Raw genomic sequence first — 15190 nt, forward strand, 5'->3', positions numbered from 1 at the left:
GTCAGGCCGCTTCCGGCCGCCTGACCATCTCGCCTTATTGAAAAACACATAGTGTAATGGTAAGATTAAACGTAAAGTAATTCGGGCTTTGTATACGTATGATCCTGTCCTTTGGATGAAAGGGCGGTTTTTAGTGGTAAATCACGACATTACTGAAACAGCAATCAGAAGGAGTTTGAATAATTTGACTATAACGTTTCAAGATTTCCAATTAAGTTCTGATCTCATGAAATCAATCAATCGTATGGGATTTGAAGAAGCAACACCGATCCAGGCACAAACGATTCCGCTCGGACTTTTAAATAAAGATGTCATCGGACAAGCGCAAACAGGTACAGGTAAAACAGCTGCGTTCGGTATACCCCTTGTTGAAAAAATGAACCCCGAGTCTCCTAATATTCAAGCAATCGTAATCGCGCCAACCCGTGAATTAGCCATTCAAGTATCTGAAGAGTTATATAAAATCGGACAAGATAAGCGTGCGAAAGTACTGCCTATTTACGGCGGCCAGGATATCGGACGTCAGATCCGCGCATTGAAGAAAAACCCGCATATCATCGTAGGTACGCCGGGGCGTCTTCTTGACCATATCAACCGCCGCACGATCCGTTTAAACAACGTGAACACGGTTGTCATGGATGAGGCTGATGAAATGCTGAATATGGGATTCATTGATGACATTGAATCCATTCTCTCAAACGTGCCGAGCGACCACCAAACGCTCTTATTCTCAGCAACAATGCCTGCGCCGATCAAACGGATCGCAGAGCGTTTCATGACTGAGCCGGAACACGTAAAAGTAAAAGCGAAAGAAATGACTGTGTCCAACATTCAGCAGTTCTACTTGGAAGTGCAGGAGCGCAAAAAATTCGATACCCTGACTCGTCTTCTTGACATTCAGTCTCCGGAACTTGCGATCGTATTCGGACGTACGAAACGCCGTGTCGATGAGCTTGCTGAAGCCCTGAACCTTCGCGGATATGCGGCTGAAGGAATTCACGGCGACTTAACGCAGGCGAAACGTATGGTAGCGCTCCGCAAGTTTAAAGAAGGTGCGATCGAAGTGCTTGTAGCGACTGACGTTGCCGCCCGCGGACTTGATATCTCAGGCGTTACCCACGTTTACAACTTTGACGTGCCTCAAGATCCTGAAAGCTACGTTCACCGTATCGGAAGAACGGGCCGTGCAGGAAAAACGGGTATGGCGATGACGTTTATCACACCGCGTGAGAAAAGCATGCTTCGCGCGATTGAACAAACGACAAAACGCAAAATGGACCGCATGAAAGAGCCGACGCTTGACGAAGCATTAGAAGGACAGCAGCAGGTGACGGTTGACCGTCTGCGCACGGCGATCAGCGAAAACAACCTGAACTTCTACATGACGGCAGCTGCGGAATTGTTAGAAGATCATGATGCAGTGACAGTTGTGGCTGCAGCCATTAAAATGGCGACAAAAGAGCCGGACAGCACGCCTGTACGCCTCACTGATGAAGCGCCGATGGTCAGCAAACGCTATAAAAACCAGCGTACTTCTAAGCGCAGAGACGGCCAAGGCGGCGGCTACCGCGGCGGCAAAGGGAAAACCAACAACCGTTCTTCCTACGATAAAAAACGCTCAAGCGACCGCCGTTCTTCAGGTGACAGACGCCAGAAAAAATCATACTAAAACACAGGAAGCGGACCCTTTTACGGGGTCCGCTTTTTTTGATATGCCGGAAAGTGAATCTTTTTTGCAAATCAGCCGTATTTGTATGTATGATAAAAAATGGGAGGTAGGTATGTTGAGAGCACAGCCAAAAAATCGAATCAGTCCAAGCGGCTTAAAAGTCTGGCGTCTTCAGGAAATCATCCTGTCCGCCTTCTGTCTTCTGGCCGTTATAGCAGCAGCTGTTTTAAGCCATTTCTTCCATTGGCCGTATTGGATCACCGGAGTCCTCGGCATCATTTGGATATTCGGTTCAGTGATATCCGTCTATGCCATACCGAAAATCAGGCACAGGATCTGGCGCTATGAAGTCCATGAAAATGAAATTGATATTCAATCCGGCATTTTTATTGTCAAACGGGTCATTGTGCCGATGGTGAGGGTGCAGCACGTAGATACTTCACAAGGCCCGCTCCTCAGAAGGTATCGTCTGGCCTCAGTCAAAATCTCCACGGCGGCAACCGTTCATTCCATTCCGGCGCTTGATATGGAGGAAGCTGACCGGCTGAGGGATTCCATTTCCCGCCTGGCAAGGGTGACGGAAGATGATGTCTGAGCCGAAACGTCTGCACCCGGCGGCCGTGATTTTGAACTTATTCCATACTATTATCGAAACCATTAAAAACATTATTCTGCCATTTTTTCTCGTCTATATTGTAAACTCCAACCACTTCATCCGCTTTTACGGAGGCATTGCGCTCGCCGTCCTGCTTATCTGGCTGATTACGGCAAGTGTGATCGAGTGGAGAAAATTTACATACCGGATTGAGGACGGAGAATTCAGAATTGAAGAAGGCTTGTTTTTTACGAAAAAGAGATACATCTCCATTGACCGGATTCAATCAATGAATACGAGTGCCGGCATCATTCAGCAGCTTTTTAAGCTTGTTAAGCTTCAAATCGAAACAGCCGGCGAAGGGAAAAACGCCGAGGCCGTCTTATCCGCCATTACTGTGGAAGAGGCGGAACGGATCAGAGCGGCTGTTTTTCAGCAAAAAGCGGAGCAAGAAGAACGAGGGGAGACCGAAGCAGAGCAGGAGCCGATGCGCGGGGAAGATGTGCAATCCGTTTACCGCCTGTCTGTAGGTGAGCTGCTTATGGCCGCCTCAACATCCGGGGGAATCGGTGTCATCATCTCAGCGGTATTCGCCCTCTTTTCTCAGATTGATGAAGTACTTCCGATGGACTGGCTCTATGACAGGTTTTCCTTTCTCAAGCATGCGAGCATCGGCATATACGCCGTGATCATTTTCATAGGATTGTTCATCGCCTGGCTGTTAAGCATCGCCGGTATGATGATCAAGCATGCCAACTTTAAGATAGAAAAAAAAGAACACGAATTGGTCATTACCAGAGGAATTATTGAAAAACATCAAGTGACGATCCCGCTCCGTAAAATCCAAGCCATTAAAATGAAAGAAAATGTGATCCGGCAATTATTCGGATACGCGACGGTTGCGATTGTCAGCGCCGGCAGTGCGGGGAATGAGAAAGAAGGAGCACAGACGATTCTGTTTCCGATCATCCGCAAATCAAAGCTCGGTGTGATGCTGAACGGTTTCACACCGGATTACGTGCTGGAAGAAAACCGGAATCATTTGCCGAAAAGGGCGCTGCGCCGGTATTTATTCCGATCCATAATCTTCTCGGTTTTCGTGATCATCCCGCTTTGTATTCTGTTTAAACCGTGGGGATATGCATCGCTCCTTGTGCTTCCCGTCGAAATAGTGCTTGGATATGCCTCGTTTAGGACAGCGTCATGGTGCATCAACGGCGGCAGGCTTCAGATCACCACGAGGCTTATCGGGAAGACGACCACGATTATGCTGAGAAGAAGAATGCAGATGTTTGAAGTCAGCCGCTCCTTTCTGCAAAAAAGAAGGCGGCTCGCATCTGTGGCTACCGCAGTGAAATCAGCTCACCACATGGAGCATGTCATGCTGAAGGATGTCAGCGAGGAAGATGCCGAACGCATCGGGCGCTGGTATTCATATGAAAAAGCGGACGGTTAATACCGCCGCTTTTTTTGCTGCACGCATAAAAAGGAAAGCAAAAATCCGCCTGCCAGTCCGAACAAATGCGCCATAATGTTAATATTAGAGTTGATAAACGTCGACAGCACCGCGATGATAAGCAGGGTCATAATCATTTTCGACTGATCCCGGCCGATCAGCTCCTTGCGGAAAACAGTCAAAAACACATACACGCCGAAAAGTCCGAAGATCGCGCCGGATGCGCCGACATGCACATAATCAAGCGGTTCGGCAAGATACGTGCCGATATTGCCGATGAGGCCCGATGCGATGTACACAATCAGAAAACGGACTTTTCCGAGCATCTGCTCAAGCGGGGGCGCGAATAAAAAGAGAGACATGGAGTTAAACAAAAGGTGAGTGAAATTCGCGTGTAAAAACATCGGTGTCACCAGCCGCCACCATTCTCCCGAGGAAACGCCGTAATTATAGCCGGTCACAGCATCTGACCACATCATGACGGAATGAAGCGGCATACTGAAAAACAGCCACAAGAACGCCTGCAGCGCCAAGATACAGCTGACGGCCGGATAACGTCTGATAAAAGTCTGGAAATTTTCCGTTCGTATAAACATCGCAAGCCCCTTTGCATCTGATTTGTTACATATATAGTAACACGTTTATGACATAAACCGTTTTTTAGTACGGACTTTTAGGAGGAATTCACATGATTTTCGGAATCGGAATCGACATCGTTGAACTGCACAGAATTGAAAACATGCTCAGCCGGCAGGCGAGGTTTCCGCAAAGAATATTGACGGAGGCTGAATACGCCCGTTTTACATTGCTGTCGGACAAAAGGAAAATTGAATTTCTCGCGGGAAGATTTGCGGCAAAAGAAGCTTTTTCGAAAGCATACGGCACAGGTATCGGCAAAGAGCTCAGCTTTCAGGATATTGAAACCGGAAACGATACGGCGGGAAAGCCTGTGCTGGCCTGCGCCAAGCTTGACGGCGCGGCGGTTCACGTCTCCATTACCCATACAAAAGAATACGCCGCGGCACAGGTCGTGATTGAAAGGTTGTCACGCTAGTCTGCATATTAGCCGGAACCCCTTCATATATTTGATAGTGCATTAAGGGAGACAAGTTGTTTGAGGCTTTTATGGTACGCGTCCGTCCGTTCAGGGCGTACCGTTAAAGTCAAACAAGCGATTTCTTCCCTTTACATCAATTGAGAAGAAGGGGTTGAAAAAAGGTGAGAAAAAGCTTTGTTTTGCTTTTAACGGGACTGCTTGCCGTCCTTATTCTTTCGGCCTGCGGCCAAAAATCACAGGAAGATATCGTGAACGGTTTAGATAAGAAGGCGAAAGAATACACCTCGTACAAAGCGAAAGCCAAAATGACCATCGAAACGGGGAGTGATCCGCAAGTATACAATGTGGAAATCTGGCATAAAAAACCTTCCCTGTACCGGGTCTATTTGGAAAATCCGAAAAAAGACCAAAACCAAGTCATCTTACGGAACGCCAACGGAGTCTTTGTCCTCACGCCGTCTCTAAATAAGAGCTTCCGCTTCCAAAGCGACTGGCCGAATAACAGCAGCCAAGTATATTTGTTTGAGTCACTTGTAAAGGACGTGCAGCATGACAAAGACGCCGTCTATTCCGCCAAAGATAAAAAGTACACGTTTGAAACAAAAACAAACTATCAGCACAACAAAATGCTGCCGACTCAGGAAATCACTTTCAACAAAAAGGACATGAGCCCATCGCTCGTCAAAGTCATGGATACAGACCGGAAAGTGATGGTAAAAGTCGAATTCAAAAGCTTTGAATTCAACAAGCCGTTTGATAAAGACTCTTTTGACGAGAAGAAAAATATGACGCTTTCCCAGATGGACGTCGCCACAAGCGCCAAACCGTCTGATTCATTTGCGGTCAAAACACCGCTTCAAGTGCCGGCCGGCGTCAAAAAGCTTGAAGAGAAAGATATTTCAACGGCGGATGGCAAACGGATCGTCATGACTTACGGCGGAGAAAAATCATTCACCCTTATTCAAGAAAAAGCCCATATCGCAAAAGCCGCCTCTGCCGTCACGCTGAAAGGCGAACCGGTTAATCTCGGCTTCACGGTGGCCGCATTATCTGATACGTCTTTAACGTGGACATATGACGGAGTGGATTATCTTCTGTCATCACAGGATCTGACAAAAGATGAAATGGTGGCCGCCGCCAAAAGCATGCAGGGACAGTCGTCAAAATAACGTCAAAAAAGAGGCCGCTGCTGTCGGTCTCTTTTTTGATTCCATTTCACTTTGCAGAATAATTTTAGTATGATAATAACAATATGAATTGAAAATAATGCTAGGAAGTGTATCGAGTGAACACAGCATCCTTTTACAGAGAAACGTGGGCGGAAATCAACCTGTCCGCGATTAAAGAAAATGTCACGCATATGAAAAAACACATCGGGCAAAACGTCCATCTCATGGCGGTTGTAAAGGCGAACGCTTACGGCCACGGAGATTTGGAAGTTGGGAAAGCCGCGCTTGAAGCGGGTGCTTCGTGTCTTGCCGTAGCCATACTGGATGAAGCAATTTCATTGAGAAAACGGGGCATTACAGCGCCGATTCTCGTGCTTGGCGCCGTGCCGCCCGAATATGTACAAGCAGCTGCCGAGTATGACGTAACACTCACGGGGTATTCTGTTGAATGGCTTCAGGAAGCTGCGCGCCACCTCGGAAGTGAAACAGTGCCGTTTCATCTGAAAGTCGACACCGGCATGAACAGACTCGGAGTCAAAACGGAGGAAGAAATCCAAAGCGTGTTAAAAATCCTCAGCCAAAATCCCGGTTTAGTCTGTAAAGGCGTATTCACCCACTTTGCTACTGCGGATGAGAAAAACAGAGATTATTTCCTCTTCCAGTTTGACCGCTTTAAAAAATTGATCGCTCCGCTTCCTTTAAAAGAATTGATGGTGCACTGCGCGAACAGCGCTGCCGGACTTCGTCTTAAAAAAGGCTTCTTTAACGCGGTTCGTTTCGGCATCAGTATGTACGGGCTTCGTCCTTCTGCTGACATCCAAAGCGAAATTCCGTTTCAATTAAAGCCGGCTTTTGCGCTGCACTCTGTTTTATCCCATGTGAAAAAGATCCGCAAAGGGGAAAGCGTCAGCTACGGCGCAACATATACGGCAGAGAAGGATCAATGGATCGGAACGGTTCCCATCGGCTATGCGGACGGGTGGCTCCGCAAGCTGAGCGGCACGTCTGTGCTGATCGGAGGCAAACGGATGAACATCGCGGGAAGAATCTGCATGGATCAAATGATGGTCGAATTAGATCAATCTTATCCGCCGGGCACCAAAGTCACCCTGATCGGCAGCCAGAAGGAAGAAACGATCACGATGGATGAAATCGCAGGGCGGCTTGGGACGATTAATTACGAGGTCCCTTGTACCATTAGTTCCCGCGTTCCCCGTATGTTTTTGGAAAATGAGAGTATAATGGAAGTAAGAAATCCTTTACTGCAAGATAATACAAACAAGTAGCCGTCATCCGGAAAAAGAGAATTTATAAAACAGCTTTGCTTGACGTTTGAATAATGGTATCATTATGTCTGGATGGATGTATTGGTCGTATCCGTAAGTTTGGTGGAGGTGTATGTTTTTTGTCTGAATCCAGCGCAAGAACCGAAATGAAAATCAGCTTGCCTGAAAACTTAGTAGCTGAATTGGATGGTGTAGCGATGCGGGAGAAACGAAGCAGAAACGAACTGATATCACAAGCAGTGAGAGCGTATGTCAGCGAACGGACAACTCGCCATAACCGTGATTTGATGAGACGCGGGTATATGGAAATGGCGAAAATCAACTTGAATATCTCTTCTGAGGCTCACTATGCTGAGTGCGAAGCAGAAACGACCGTTGAGCGCTTAGTCAGCGGAGGATAATCATTTTGATTGTAAAGCGCGGCGATGTTTATTTTGCTGATTTATCTCCTGTTGTTGGCTCAGAGCAAGGCGGCGTACGCCCGGTTTTAGTGATCCAAAATGATATCGGAAATCGCTTTAGCCCGACTGCTATTGTTGCAGCCATAACAGCCCAAATACAGAAAGCGAAATTACCAACCCACGTCGAAATTGATGCAAAACGCTACGGTTTTGAAAGAGATTCCGTTATTTTGCTGGAGCAAATTCGGACGATTGACAAGCAAAGATTAACGGATAAAATAACTCATCTGGATGATGAAATGATGGATAAGGTTGATGAAGCCTTGCAAATCAGTTTGGCACTCATTGATTTTTAGTCATATTTTGGTTGCTCATATGGAGCAACTTTTTTTGTTTTCGAAAAACATAAGCGCTATAATAAAGAGATAATCAAACAAAATTTGTTGTTTTGTGTCGGGAGGTCAGTGAAACCCATGTCGAATCAGAAAGTGTACCAGTTCATCATTGATCAGCATGATGAACTGCTTGATACTTGGACAGCCAAACTAAAAGAAGTAGGCAATCAGGAAGACTATCAGCTTACGAATCACATATGTGAAAATATTTGTAAAGACTATATAGACATTCTTTTATTATCGACTAAAAATGACGAGGCTACGGAAGAGCAGATCAGTGAACTCGCACTGCGCGCCGTTCAGCTCGGCCTGTCACTGAAACTTCTTTCAGCCACCCTGTCAGAGTTTTGGAAACTGCTTTACGAAACGATGGTCGACCTTAATATGGCCGATCAGGACAGAGCAGATTTGATTTTGGAAATAGACAGCTTTTTCAATCCGATCAACACGGAAATTTTAAATCAGTATTCTATCTCCTGGGAAAAAACGGTTACTTTGCAAAAAATCGCGCTTCAGGAATTGTCGGCTCCGCTGATCCCGGTATTTGAGCATGTAACGGTCATGCCGCTTGTCGGGACGATTGATACGGAGCGCGCAAAGCACATTATGGAAAATCTGTTAAACGGCGTCGTAAAGCACCGTTCACAGGTTGTATTAATTGATATCACGGGCGTGCCGGTCGTTGATACGATGGTGGCGCACCATATTATCCAGGCATCGGAAGCGGTGCGGCTTGTCGGCGCGAAATGCCTGCTCGTCGGAATCCGTCCGGAAATCGCGCAGACGATCGTTAATCTGGGAATTGATTTGTCGCAGGTTATTACGAAGAATACCCTTCAAAAAGGAATTCAAACAGCGCTTGAAATGACAAATCGAAAAATCGTTTCATTGGGGGAATAACATTGTGAGACATCCAAAAATCCCGATCCTGAAACTGTATAACTGCTTATTGGTATCCATCCAATGGGAACTTGACGACCAGACAGCTTTGCATTTTCAAGAAGATCTGCTGAACAAAATCTATGAAACCGGCGCAAACGGGGTCGTCATTGACCTGACATCCGTTGACATGATCGATTCATTTATCGCGAAAGTGCTCGGCGACGTCATCACCATGTCTAAATTGATGGGCGCAAATGTCGTATTGACGGGAATTCAGCCGGCTGTGGCGGTCACATTGATTGAACTCGGAATCTCACTTGAGGAAATCGAAACAGCGCTCGATTTAGAGCAAGGGCTTGAGACATTGAAGCGGGAATTGGGGGAATAGCGATGAACGACCAATCCTGTGTGAAAATCATGACAGAATGGGATATCGTAGCCGCCAGACAGCTTGGCCGCAACGTTGCGAAGGAATTAGGCTTCGGCACGGTGGACCAGGCCAGAATCACGACGGCTATCTCAGAATTGGCCAGAAACATTTACTTATATGCAGGCAAGGGCCAGGTCAGCATAGAACAAGTAAACGACAGAGGGAAAAAAGGCCTTAAAATTATAGCAGAAGACAAAGGACCCGGAATCCCCGACATCCGTAAAGTGATGGAAGACGGCTTTTCAACGTCAGGCGGACTGGGAGCGGGCCTTCCGGGCGTCAAAAGGCTGATGGACGAATTCAGCCTGCAATCTGTTGCAGAGGAAGGAACAGAGATTCAAGCCGTGAAATGGCTTCGGTAGGAGGTTAGAACGTGGATTTCAGGGAGGTTATAGAGCAGCGGTATCATCAGCTGCTTAGCCGATATATAGCCGAATTAACAGAAACATCTTTATATCAAGCCCAAAAATTCAGCCGAAAAACGATTGAACATCAGGTTCCTCCGGAGGAGATCATCAGCATCCACCGAAAAGTAGTAAAGGAACTGTATCCGGATCTGCCGGAAGATGTTTTTCATTCGCTGGATTTTTTAATAGAAGTCATGATTGGCTACGGGATGGCTTATCAGGAACATCAAAGTCTGAGAGATATCCAGCAGGAGCTTCGTTCAGAAATTGAAATTGCCGCAAATGTTCAGCAGACGCTGCTTGGCACAAAAATTCCTGAAGAAGAAGACCTGGATATCGGGGCAATCAGCGTCCCCGCCAAACAGATGAGCGGGGACTATTATCACTTTGTCAAAGACAAGGAATCGATTAACATCGCGATAGCCGATGTCATCGGAAAAGGAATACCCGCCGCATTGTGCATGTCGATGATCAAGTATGCCATGGACTCTCTTCCGGAGACCGGCATTCACCCCTCCCAAGTGCTGAAAAATCTTAACCGCGTTGTAGAACAGAACGTGGACTCAAGCATGTTTATCACCATGTTTTACGCAAACTACAATACGAAAAATCACCAATTTACATATGCCTCTGCGGGGCATGAACCGGGCTTCTACTACTCTGAAAAAGAAAAAAAGTTTTATGATCTGGAGGCAAAAGGATTGGTGCTGGGAATTTCTCAGGATTTTGATTACAGCCAATATGAACAGCACATGGACGAAGGAGACATGATCGTTCTTTTTTCTGACGGCGTCACCGAATGCCGTACCGAAAACGGTTTCTTAGAACGCAGCGACATTCAGCGCATGCTGGAAGAACATATGGACTGCTCCGCGCAGGATATGGTCAAAAATATTTACGACAGCCTGCTGAGACTCCAGGACTTTCAGCTTCATGACGATTTTACGTTAATTGTTTTGAAAAGAAAGGTTTAAAAAAACAGCAGCACGGGTAAAAAGCCATTAGCACGAGTAAGGATAACTTTCAGAGGTGATACGATGAATTTAACGGTAGATATGAAGGAGAATCTTTCAGATATACAAATCAATATCGCTGGAGAAATCGATGTATACTCAGCTCCGGTGGTTCGTGAAAAGCTGATGCCCCTGGCAAACGAGGGGAAGGACATGAGAATCTGCTTAAAAGATGTAAATTATATGGACAGTACGGGTTTAGGCGTTTTTGTAGGCGTGTTTAAAACGGTGAGCAAGGAAGGCGGCTCTCTGAAGCTTGAGAATCTTTCCGACCGGCTCGTCCGTCTGTTTGAAATTACGGGGCTTAAGGACATCATCGACATTTCGGCAAAGTCAGAAGGTGGCGTGCAATGAGTACATCAGTTGATTATATAGAGATGAAAATTCCGGCCGAACCGGAATATGTAGGAATCGTCAGGCTTACGTTATCAGGTGTCGCAAGCAGAATGGGCTATACCTATGATGACATTGAAGATTTAAAAATCGCTGTCAGCGAAGCTTGTACAAACGCTGTCCAGCATGCATACAACGATGAAAATAAGGGAGAAGTATCCGTGCGGTTCGGTGTGTTTGAAGATCGGCTGGAGGTCATTGTCGCCGATCAGGGAGACAGCTTTGATTTTGATCAGAAGCAGCAGGATCTCGGGCCGTACACACCTTCGCACACAGTCGATCAATTGTCAGAAGGAGGGCTCGGTCTGTATTTAATGGAAACGCTCATGGATGAAGTCAAAGTTCAAAGCAACTCTGGCGTAACCGTGGCGATGACAAAGTATTTAAATGGGGAGCGAGTTGATCATGGCACAACCATCAAAAACTACGAAACTAACTAAAGATGAAGTTGATCGGCTCATACGCGACTTTCAAACACATGATAATAAAGAAGCCCAGGAAACACTCGTCGAGGTGTATACCAATCTCGTCGAAATGCTGGCAAAGAAATATTCAAAAGGAAAAAGCTTTCATGAAGACCTCCGCCAGGTCGGGATGATCGGACTTCTCGGAGCCATTAAACGGTATGATCCCGAGGTCGGCAAATCCTTTGAAGCATTTGCGATTCCGACCATCATCGGCGAGATCAAACGCTTCCTCAGAGATAAAACATGGAGCGTACACGTCCCGAGACGGATTAAAGAACTCGGGCCGCGCATTAAAATGGCGGTGGATCAGCTGACGACAGAGACGCAGCGGTCGCCGAAAGTCGAAGAAATCGCAGCCTTTCTCGATGTGTCAGAAGAGGAAGTGCTTGAAACGATGGAGATGGGAAAAAGCTATCAGGCGCTGTCTGTCGATCACAGCATCGAAGCGGATGCGGACGGAAGCACCGTCACGATTTTAGATATCGTCGGTTCGCAGGAGGAAGGATACGAACGCGTCAACCAGCAGATGATGATCAAAAGCGTGCTTCATGTGCTGTCCGACCGCGAAAAACAGATTATCGATCTAACATTTGTGCAAAATAAAAGCCAAAAAGAAACAGGGGACATTCTCGGAATATCTCAAATGCACGTCTCGCGCCTGCAGCGGAAAGCGGTGAAAAAACTGAGAGAGGCCTTGATTGGAGATCCCTCCATGGAGCTAATGTAATGATTCAGGTTGAAGAAAATGAACATGTTCAAACTCTTGTATACCAATTAAATAAAGAAGGCAAGTCCATATGCGGCGACAGCTTTTTTATGAAGGCGAATGAAGAAGAATTAGTTTGCGCGGTAGCGGACGGTCTCGGCAGCGGATCTCTTGCCAACGAATCCTCGTCAGCCATTAAAGACATCGTGGAAACGTATGCGGATGAGGATGTGGAAAGCATCATTGAGCGCTGCAATCAAGCGATGAAAAACAAAAGAGGGGCGACTGCCTCCATCTTAAAAATCAATTTCATCAAAAGGGAATTGACATACTGCTCGATCGGCAATGTCCGTTTCTTCCTGCACTCCCCATCAGGCGAAGTCTTTCATCCGCTGCCGATTTCGGGTTACCTCTCAGGCAAACCGCAAAGATACAAAACGTATACGTCATCATACGAAAAAGGGGCGAGGTTCATCATCTACACGGATGGGCTTGAGGTTCCGCATATCCGCACCTGCTTAAAGCAGGGACACTCAATAGAAGATATATCAAAATCACTTCATCCGTACACAACATCCAGACGTGATGATTTGACCTATATTCTAGGGCAGCTTTTATCGTAAGGCTGCTTTTTTTATGTTCCGCCGTTTTTTGATACACTAGAGAAAGAATGAAGAGATGGAGGCTTTTGTGATATGGAAACGTTAGTCCTTTTGAAAAAACAAATTGCTGAAGAAACAGCGTTATCCCAAAAACATGTCGAAAGTGTCATCCGCCTGCTGGAAGACGGCAATACCGTCCCGTTTATTGCACGGTACCGAAAAGAGCAGACCGGCTCAATGGACGAGGTGCAGATTCAGGCAATCTCCGAGCGGTGGCAATACATACAAAACCTGACGCAGCGGAAAGAAGAAGTCATCAGATTGATCTCTGAGCAGGACAAGCTGACGGAAGGGCTGAAGCAAAAAATCGAACAAGCGGTCAAGCTTCAGGAAGTCGAGGATTTATACCGTCCCTTCAAACAAAAACGGAAAACAAAAGCCACCGTCGCCAAAAGCAAAGGCCTTGAACCGCTTGCGGACTATATTCTTTCTCTCCCGAAAGAAAACCGCCTTCACGACATCGCTGATCAATATATCAGTGCAGAAAAAGAAGTCGCTTCAAGAGAGGAAGCCATTGAAGGCGCGAAGCACATCATAGCCGAACAAATCTCGGATGATCCTCATTTCAGAAAGTGGATTCGCCAGGAAACGTATAAAAAAGGAATTCTCACTTCCGCAACAGGCAAGTCAGCCGCAGATGACGAGAAAAACGTCTATGAAATGTACTACGAGTACGAAGAGCCGATCCAAAAGGTCGTTCCTCACAGAGTGCTTGCGATGAACCGCGGTGAAAAAGAAGGCATTTTAAAGATTGCGATCGAACCGCCCGCCGATCAGATAAAAGCTTATTTAGAAAAGCAAATCATCAAACACCGTGAAACGCCTGTGAAAGAAACGCTGAAAGAAGCCATTGAGGACAGTTACAAACGTCTGATCCAGCCGGCTATTGAGCGCGATATCCGCAAAGAGCTGTCAGAAAAAGCAGACGCGCAGGCGATTCATATTTTCGCTGAAAACCTGCGTAAGCTCCTGCTGCAGCCGCCGATGAAGGGGAAAGTTGTGCTCGGCGTCGATCCGGCCTTCCGTACGGGGTGCAAACTGGCAGTTGTTGATGAGACGGGAAAGGTGCTGAAAATCGACGTCATTTACCCGCACGCTCCCGTAAAAAAGACAGCGGAAGCCCGGAAAAAAATCAAAGAATTGCTGGACCGGTACGAAGTCGAGGTTGTGGCGATCGGAAACGGCACGGCATCACGGGAGACAGAGCAATTCGTCGTTGATGTGCTGAAAGAAACAGAGCGGGACATTTATTATGTCATCGTCAATGAGGCCGGAGCAAGCGTGTATTCCGCATCAGAAATCGCCCGTGAAGAATTTCCGGATTTTCAGGTCGAAGAGCGCAGCGCCGTCTCCATCGCACGGAGGTTGCAGGACCCGCTGGCCGAGCTTGTAAAAATTGATCCTAAATCCGTCGGCGTCGGGCAATACCAGCATGATGTCAGCCAAAAGCATTTAAATGAATCACTCCGTTTTGTCGTTGAGACCGTCGTCAACCAAGTCGGGGTGAATGTCAATACAGCATCAGCCGCGCTGCTTCAATATGTAGCCGGGTTATCCAAAACCGTTGCCGGTAATATCGTTAAAAAAAGGGAAGAGCTCGGAAAATTTACAAATCGCAAAGAGCTGAAAGAAATCCCGCGTCTCGGCGCAAAAACATATGAACAGTGCATCGGCTTTTTGAGAGTGCCCGGGGGACCGGAACCGCTCGACCGCACCGGGATACACCCGGAAAGCTATAAAGAGACAAAGGCGCTGCTCAAAAAACTGCAGCTCACTGCGGATCAGATCGGAAGCGCGGACGCAAAAGAGAAAATAAGCGCACTGCCGCTGTCTGAAACGGCTGAAGAGCTCGGTATAGGGGAAATTACACTTGCAGATATTTGCGGGCAGCTGACAAGGCCGGAGCGAGATCCTCGTGACGAAGTACCGAAGCCTTTGCTGAAAAAAGACGTTCTGCAGCTTGAGGATTTAAAGGAAGGAATGGAATTGCAGGGCACCGTCCGCAACGTTGTAGACTTCGGCGCTTTCGTCGATATCGGCGTCAAACAGGACGGGCTTGTGCACATTTCAAAACTGAGCAATCAATACGTCAAACATCCTCTCGACGTCGTATCGGTCGGGGACATCGTCACCGTATGGGTCGAAGGGGTGGACGTGCAAAAAGGCAGAGTGTCGCTGTCTATGGTAAAATAAAAGCACTGC

Annotated in this window: 18 protein-coding genes; 17 read left to right on the plus strand and 1 reads right to left on the minus strand. The window is 46.9% G+C overall.

Translation table 11 applies throughout. The features are described from left to right. Positions 1 to 184 precede the first annotated feature (184 nt). The 3 genes from cshA (at position 185) to MY7_RS01470 (ending at position 3720) form a co-directional block, all read left to right on the plus strand. On the plus strand, positions 185 to 1669 hold the full coding sequence (cshA, locus tag MY7_RS01460) for a degradosome RNA helicase CshA (RefSeq protein ID WP_015239193.1): 1485 nt from the start codon (positions 185 to 187) through the stop codon (positions 1667 to 1669). 115 nt (positions 1670 to 1784) lie between these two features. Then, a complete protein-coding gene (locus tag MY7_RS01465) occupies positions 1785 to 2264 on the plus strand; it encodes a PH domain-containing protein (RefSeq protein WP_007410226.1) in 480 nt (159 codons plus the stop codon). Next, entirely contained in the window at positions 2254 to 3720 is a 1467-nt protein-coding gene (locus tag MY7_RS01470; protein WP_029326212.1) for a PH domain-containing protein, read from the plus strand. Before MY7_RS01465 ends, MY7_RS01470 begins: the two co-directional genes overlap by 11 nt. On the opposite strand, the gene MY7_RS01475 is transcribed toward MY7_RS01470, so the two are convergent. Next, positions 3717 to 4316, minus strand: coding sequence for a rhomboid family intramembrane serine protease (locus tag MY7_RS01475; protein WP_007609579.1), 600 nt, complete (start codon positions 4314 to 4316; stop codon positions 3717 to 3719). The genes MY7_RS01470 and MY7_RS01475 overlap by 4 nt on opposite strands. A 92-nt stretch (positions 4317 to 4408) precedes the next feature. On the opposite strand from MY7_RS01475, the gene acpS reads away from it, so the two are divergent. The 14 genes from acpS (at position 4409) to MY7_RS01545 (ending at position 15181) form a co-directional block, all read left to right on the plus strand. Continuing rightward, positions 4409 to 4774: a holo-ACP synthase gene (gene acpS / locus MY7_RS01480; protein ID WP_007609580.1), complete on the plus strand. Its 366-nt coding sequence runs from the start codon at positions 4409 to 4411 to the stop codon at positions 4772 to 4774. Between the two features lie 164 nt (positions 4775 to 4938). Then, positions 4939 to 5946, plus strand: a complete 1008-nt coding sequence (locus tag MY7_RS01485) for a LolA family protein (RefSeq protein WP_007410230.1) — start codon at positions 4939 to 4941, stop codon at positions 5944 to 5946. Positions 5947 to 6062: 116 nt separating this feature from the next. After that, the gene (gene alr, locus MY7_RS01490; protein ID WP_007609581.1) at positions 6063 to 7232 is read left to right on the plus strand and encodes an alanine racemase; all 1170 of its coding nucleotides are present in this window, start codon (positions 6063 to 6065) and stop codon (positions 7230 to 7232) included. A gap of 119 nt (positions 7233 to 7351) precedes the next feature. Next, positions 7352 to 7633, plus strand: coding sequence for a type II toxin-antitoxin system antitoxin EndoAI (gene endB / locus MY7_RS01495; protein ID WP_003156188.1), 282 nt, complete (start codon positions 7352 to 7354; stop codon positions 7631 to 7633). Between the two features lie 5 nt (positions 7634 to 7638). Continuing rightward, complete coding sequence (ndoA, locus tag MY7_RS01500) at positions 7639 to 7989, plus strand: type II toxin-antitoxin system endoribonuclease NdoA (RefSeq protein WP_003156187.1); 351 nt, start codon at positions 7639 to 7641, stop codon at positions 7987 to 7989. Between the two features lie 117 nt (positions 7990 to 8106). After that, positions 8107 to 8928: an STAS domain-containing protein gene (locus MY7_RS01505; RefSeq protein WP_003156182.1), complete on the plus strand. Its 822-nt coding sequence runs from the start codon at positions 8107 to 8109 to the stop codon at positions 8926 to 8928. A 4-nt stretch (positions 8929 to 8932) separates the two neighbouring features. Beyond that, entirely contained in the window at positions 8933 to 9298 is a 366-nt protein-coding gene (rsbS, locus tag MY7_RS01510; RefSeq protein ID WP_007609584.1) for an RsbT antagonist protein RsbS, read from the plus strand. 2 nt (positions 9299 to 9300) lie between these two features. Further along, positions 9301 to 9702 carry an anti-sigma regulatory factor gene (locus MY7_RS01515; protein ID WP_003156178.1) on the plus strand — a complete coding sequence of 134 codons (402 nt, stop codon included), beginning with the start codon at positions 9301 to 9303 and terminating at the stop codon, positions 9700 to 9702. A gap of 11 nt (positions 9703 to 9713) precedes the next feature. After that, entirely contained in the window at positions 9714 to 10721 is a 1008-nt protein-coding gene (locus tag MY7_RS01520; RefSeq protein ID WP_007609589.1) for a PP2C family protein-serine/threonine phosphatase, read from the plus strand. 63 nt (positions 10722 to 10784) lie between these two features. Next, positions 10785 to 11114 carry an anti-sigma factor antagonist RsbV gene (gene rsbV / locus MY7_RS01525; RefSeq protein ID WP_003156176.1) on the plus strand — a complete coding sequence of 110 codons (330 nt, stop codon included), beginning with the start codon at positions 10785 to 10787 and terminating at the stop codon, positions 11112 to 11114. Next, entirely contained in the window at positions 11111 to 11593 is a 483-nt protein-coding gene (rsbW, locus tag MY7_RS01530) for an anti-sigma B factor RsbW (protein WP_007609591.1), read from the plus strand. Before rsbV ends, rsbW begins: the two co-directional genes overlap by 4 nt. Further along, positions 11559 to 12347: an RNA polymerase sigma factor SigB gene (gene sigB / locus MY7_RS01535; RefSeq protein ID WP_003156171.1), complete on the plus strand. Its 789-nt coding sequence runs from the start codon at positions 11559 to 11561 to the stop codon at positions 12345 to 12347. Before rsbW ends, sigB begins: the two co-directional genes overlap by 35 nt. Continuing rightward, complete coding sequence (locus MY7_RS01540) at positions 12347 to 12949, plus strand: PP2C family serine/threonine-protein phosphatase (RefSeq protein WP_007410234.1); 603 nt, start codon at positions 12347 to 12349, stop codon at positions 12947 to 12949. The genes sigB and MY7_RS01540 overlap by 1 nt, the downstream gene beginning before the upstream one ends. A gap of 72 nt (positions 12950 to 13021) precedes the next feature. Further along, positions 13022 to 15181, plus strand: coding sequence for a Tex family protein (locus MY7_RS01545; protein WP_007609594.1), 2160 nt, complete (start codon positions 13022 to 13024; stop codon positions 15179 to 15181). Positions 15182 to 15190 lie beyond the last annotated feature (9 nt).

The organism is Bacillus sp. 5B6, assembly GCF_000259405.1.
GTDB lineage: Bacteria > Bacillota > Bacilli > Bacillales > Bacillaceae > Bacillus > Bacillus velezensis.

Bases quoted from the DNA above. Each gene is read 5' to 3' on its own strand.
- rsbW (WP_007609591.1), top strand. From the start codon at position 11,111: ATGAGTACATCAGTTGATTATATAGAGATGAAAATTCCGGCCGAACCG.
- MY7_RS01540 (WP_007410234.1), top strand. From the start codon at position 12,347: ATGATTCAGGTTGAAGAAAATGAACATGTTCAAACTCTTGTATACCAA.
- MY7_RS01545 (WP_007609594.1), top strand. From the start codon at position 13,022: ATGGAAACGTTAGTCCTTTTGAAAAAACAAATTGCTGAAGAAACAGCG.
- rsbV (WP_003156176.1), top strand. From the start codon at position 10,785: ATGAATTTAACGGTAGATATGAAGGAGAATCTTTCAGATATACAAATC.
- MY7_RS01505 (WP_003156182.1), top strand. From the start codon at position 8,107: ATGTCGAATCAGAAAGTGTACCAGTTCATCATTGATCAGCATGATGAA.
- MY7_RS01475 (WP_007609579.1), bottom strand. From the start codon at position 4,316: ATGTTTATACGAACGGAAAATTTCCAGACTTTTATCAGACGTTATCCG.
- MY7_RS01515 (WP_003156178.1), top strand. From the start codon at position 9,301: ATGAACGACCAATCCTGTGTGAAAATCATGACAGAATGGGATATCGTA.
- MY7_RS01470 (WP_029326212.1), top strand. From the start codon at position 2,254: ATGATGTCTGAGCCGAAACGTCTGCACCCGGCGGCCGTGATTTTGAAC.
- acpS (WP_007609580.1), top strand. From the start codon at position 4,409: ATGATTTTCGGAATCGGAATCGACATCGTTGAACTGCACAGAATTGAA.
- sigB (WP_003156171.1), top strand. From the start codon at position 11,559: ATGGCACAACCATCAAAAACTACGAAACTAACTAAAGATGAAGTTGAT.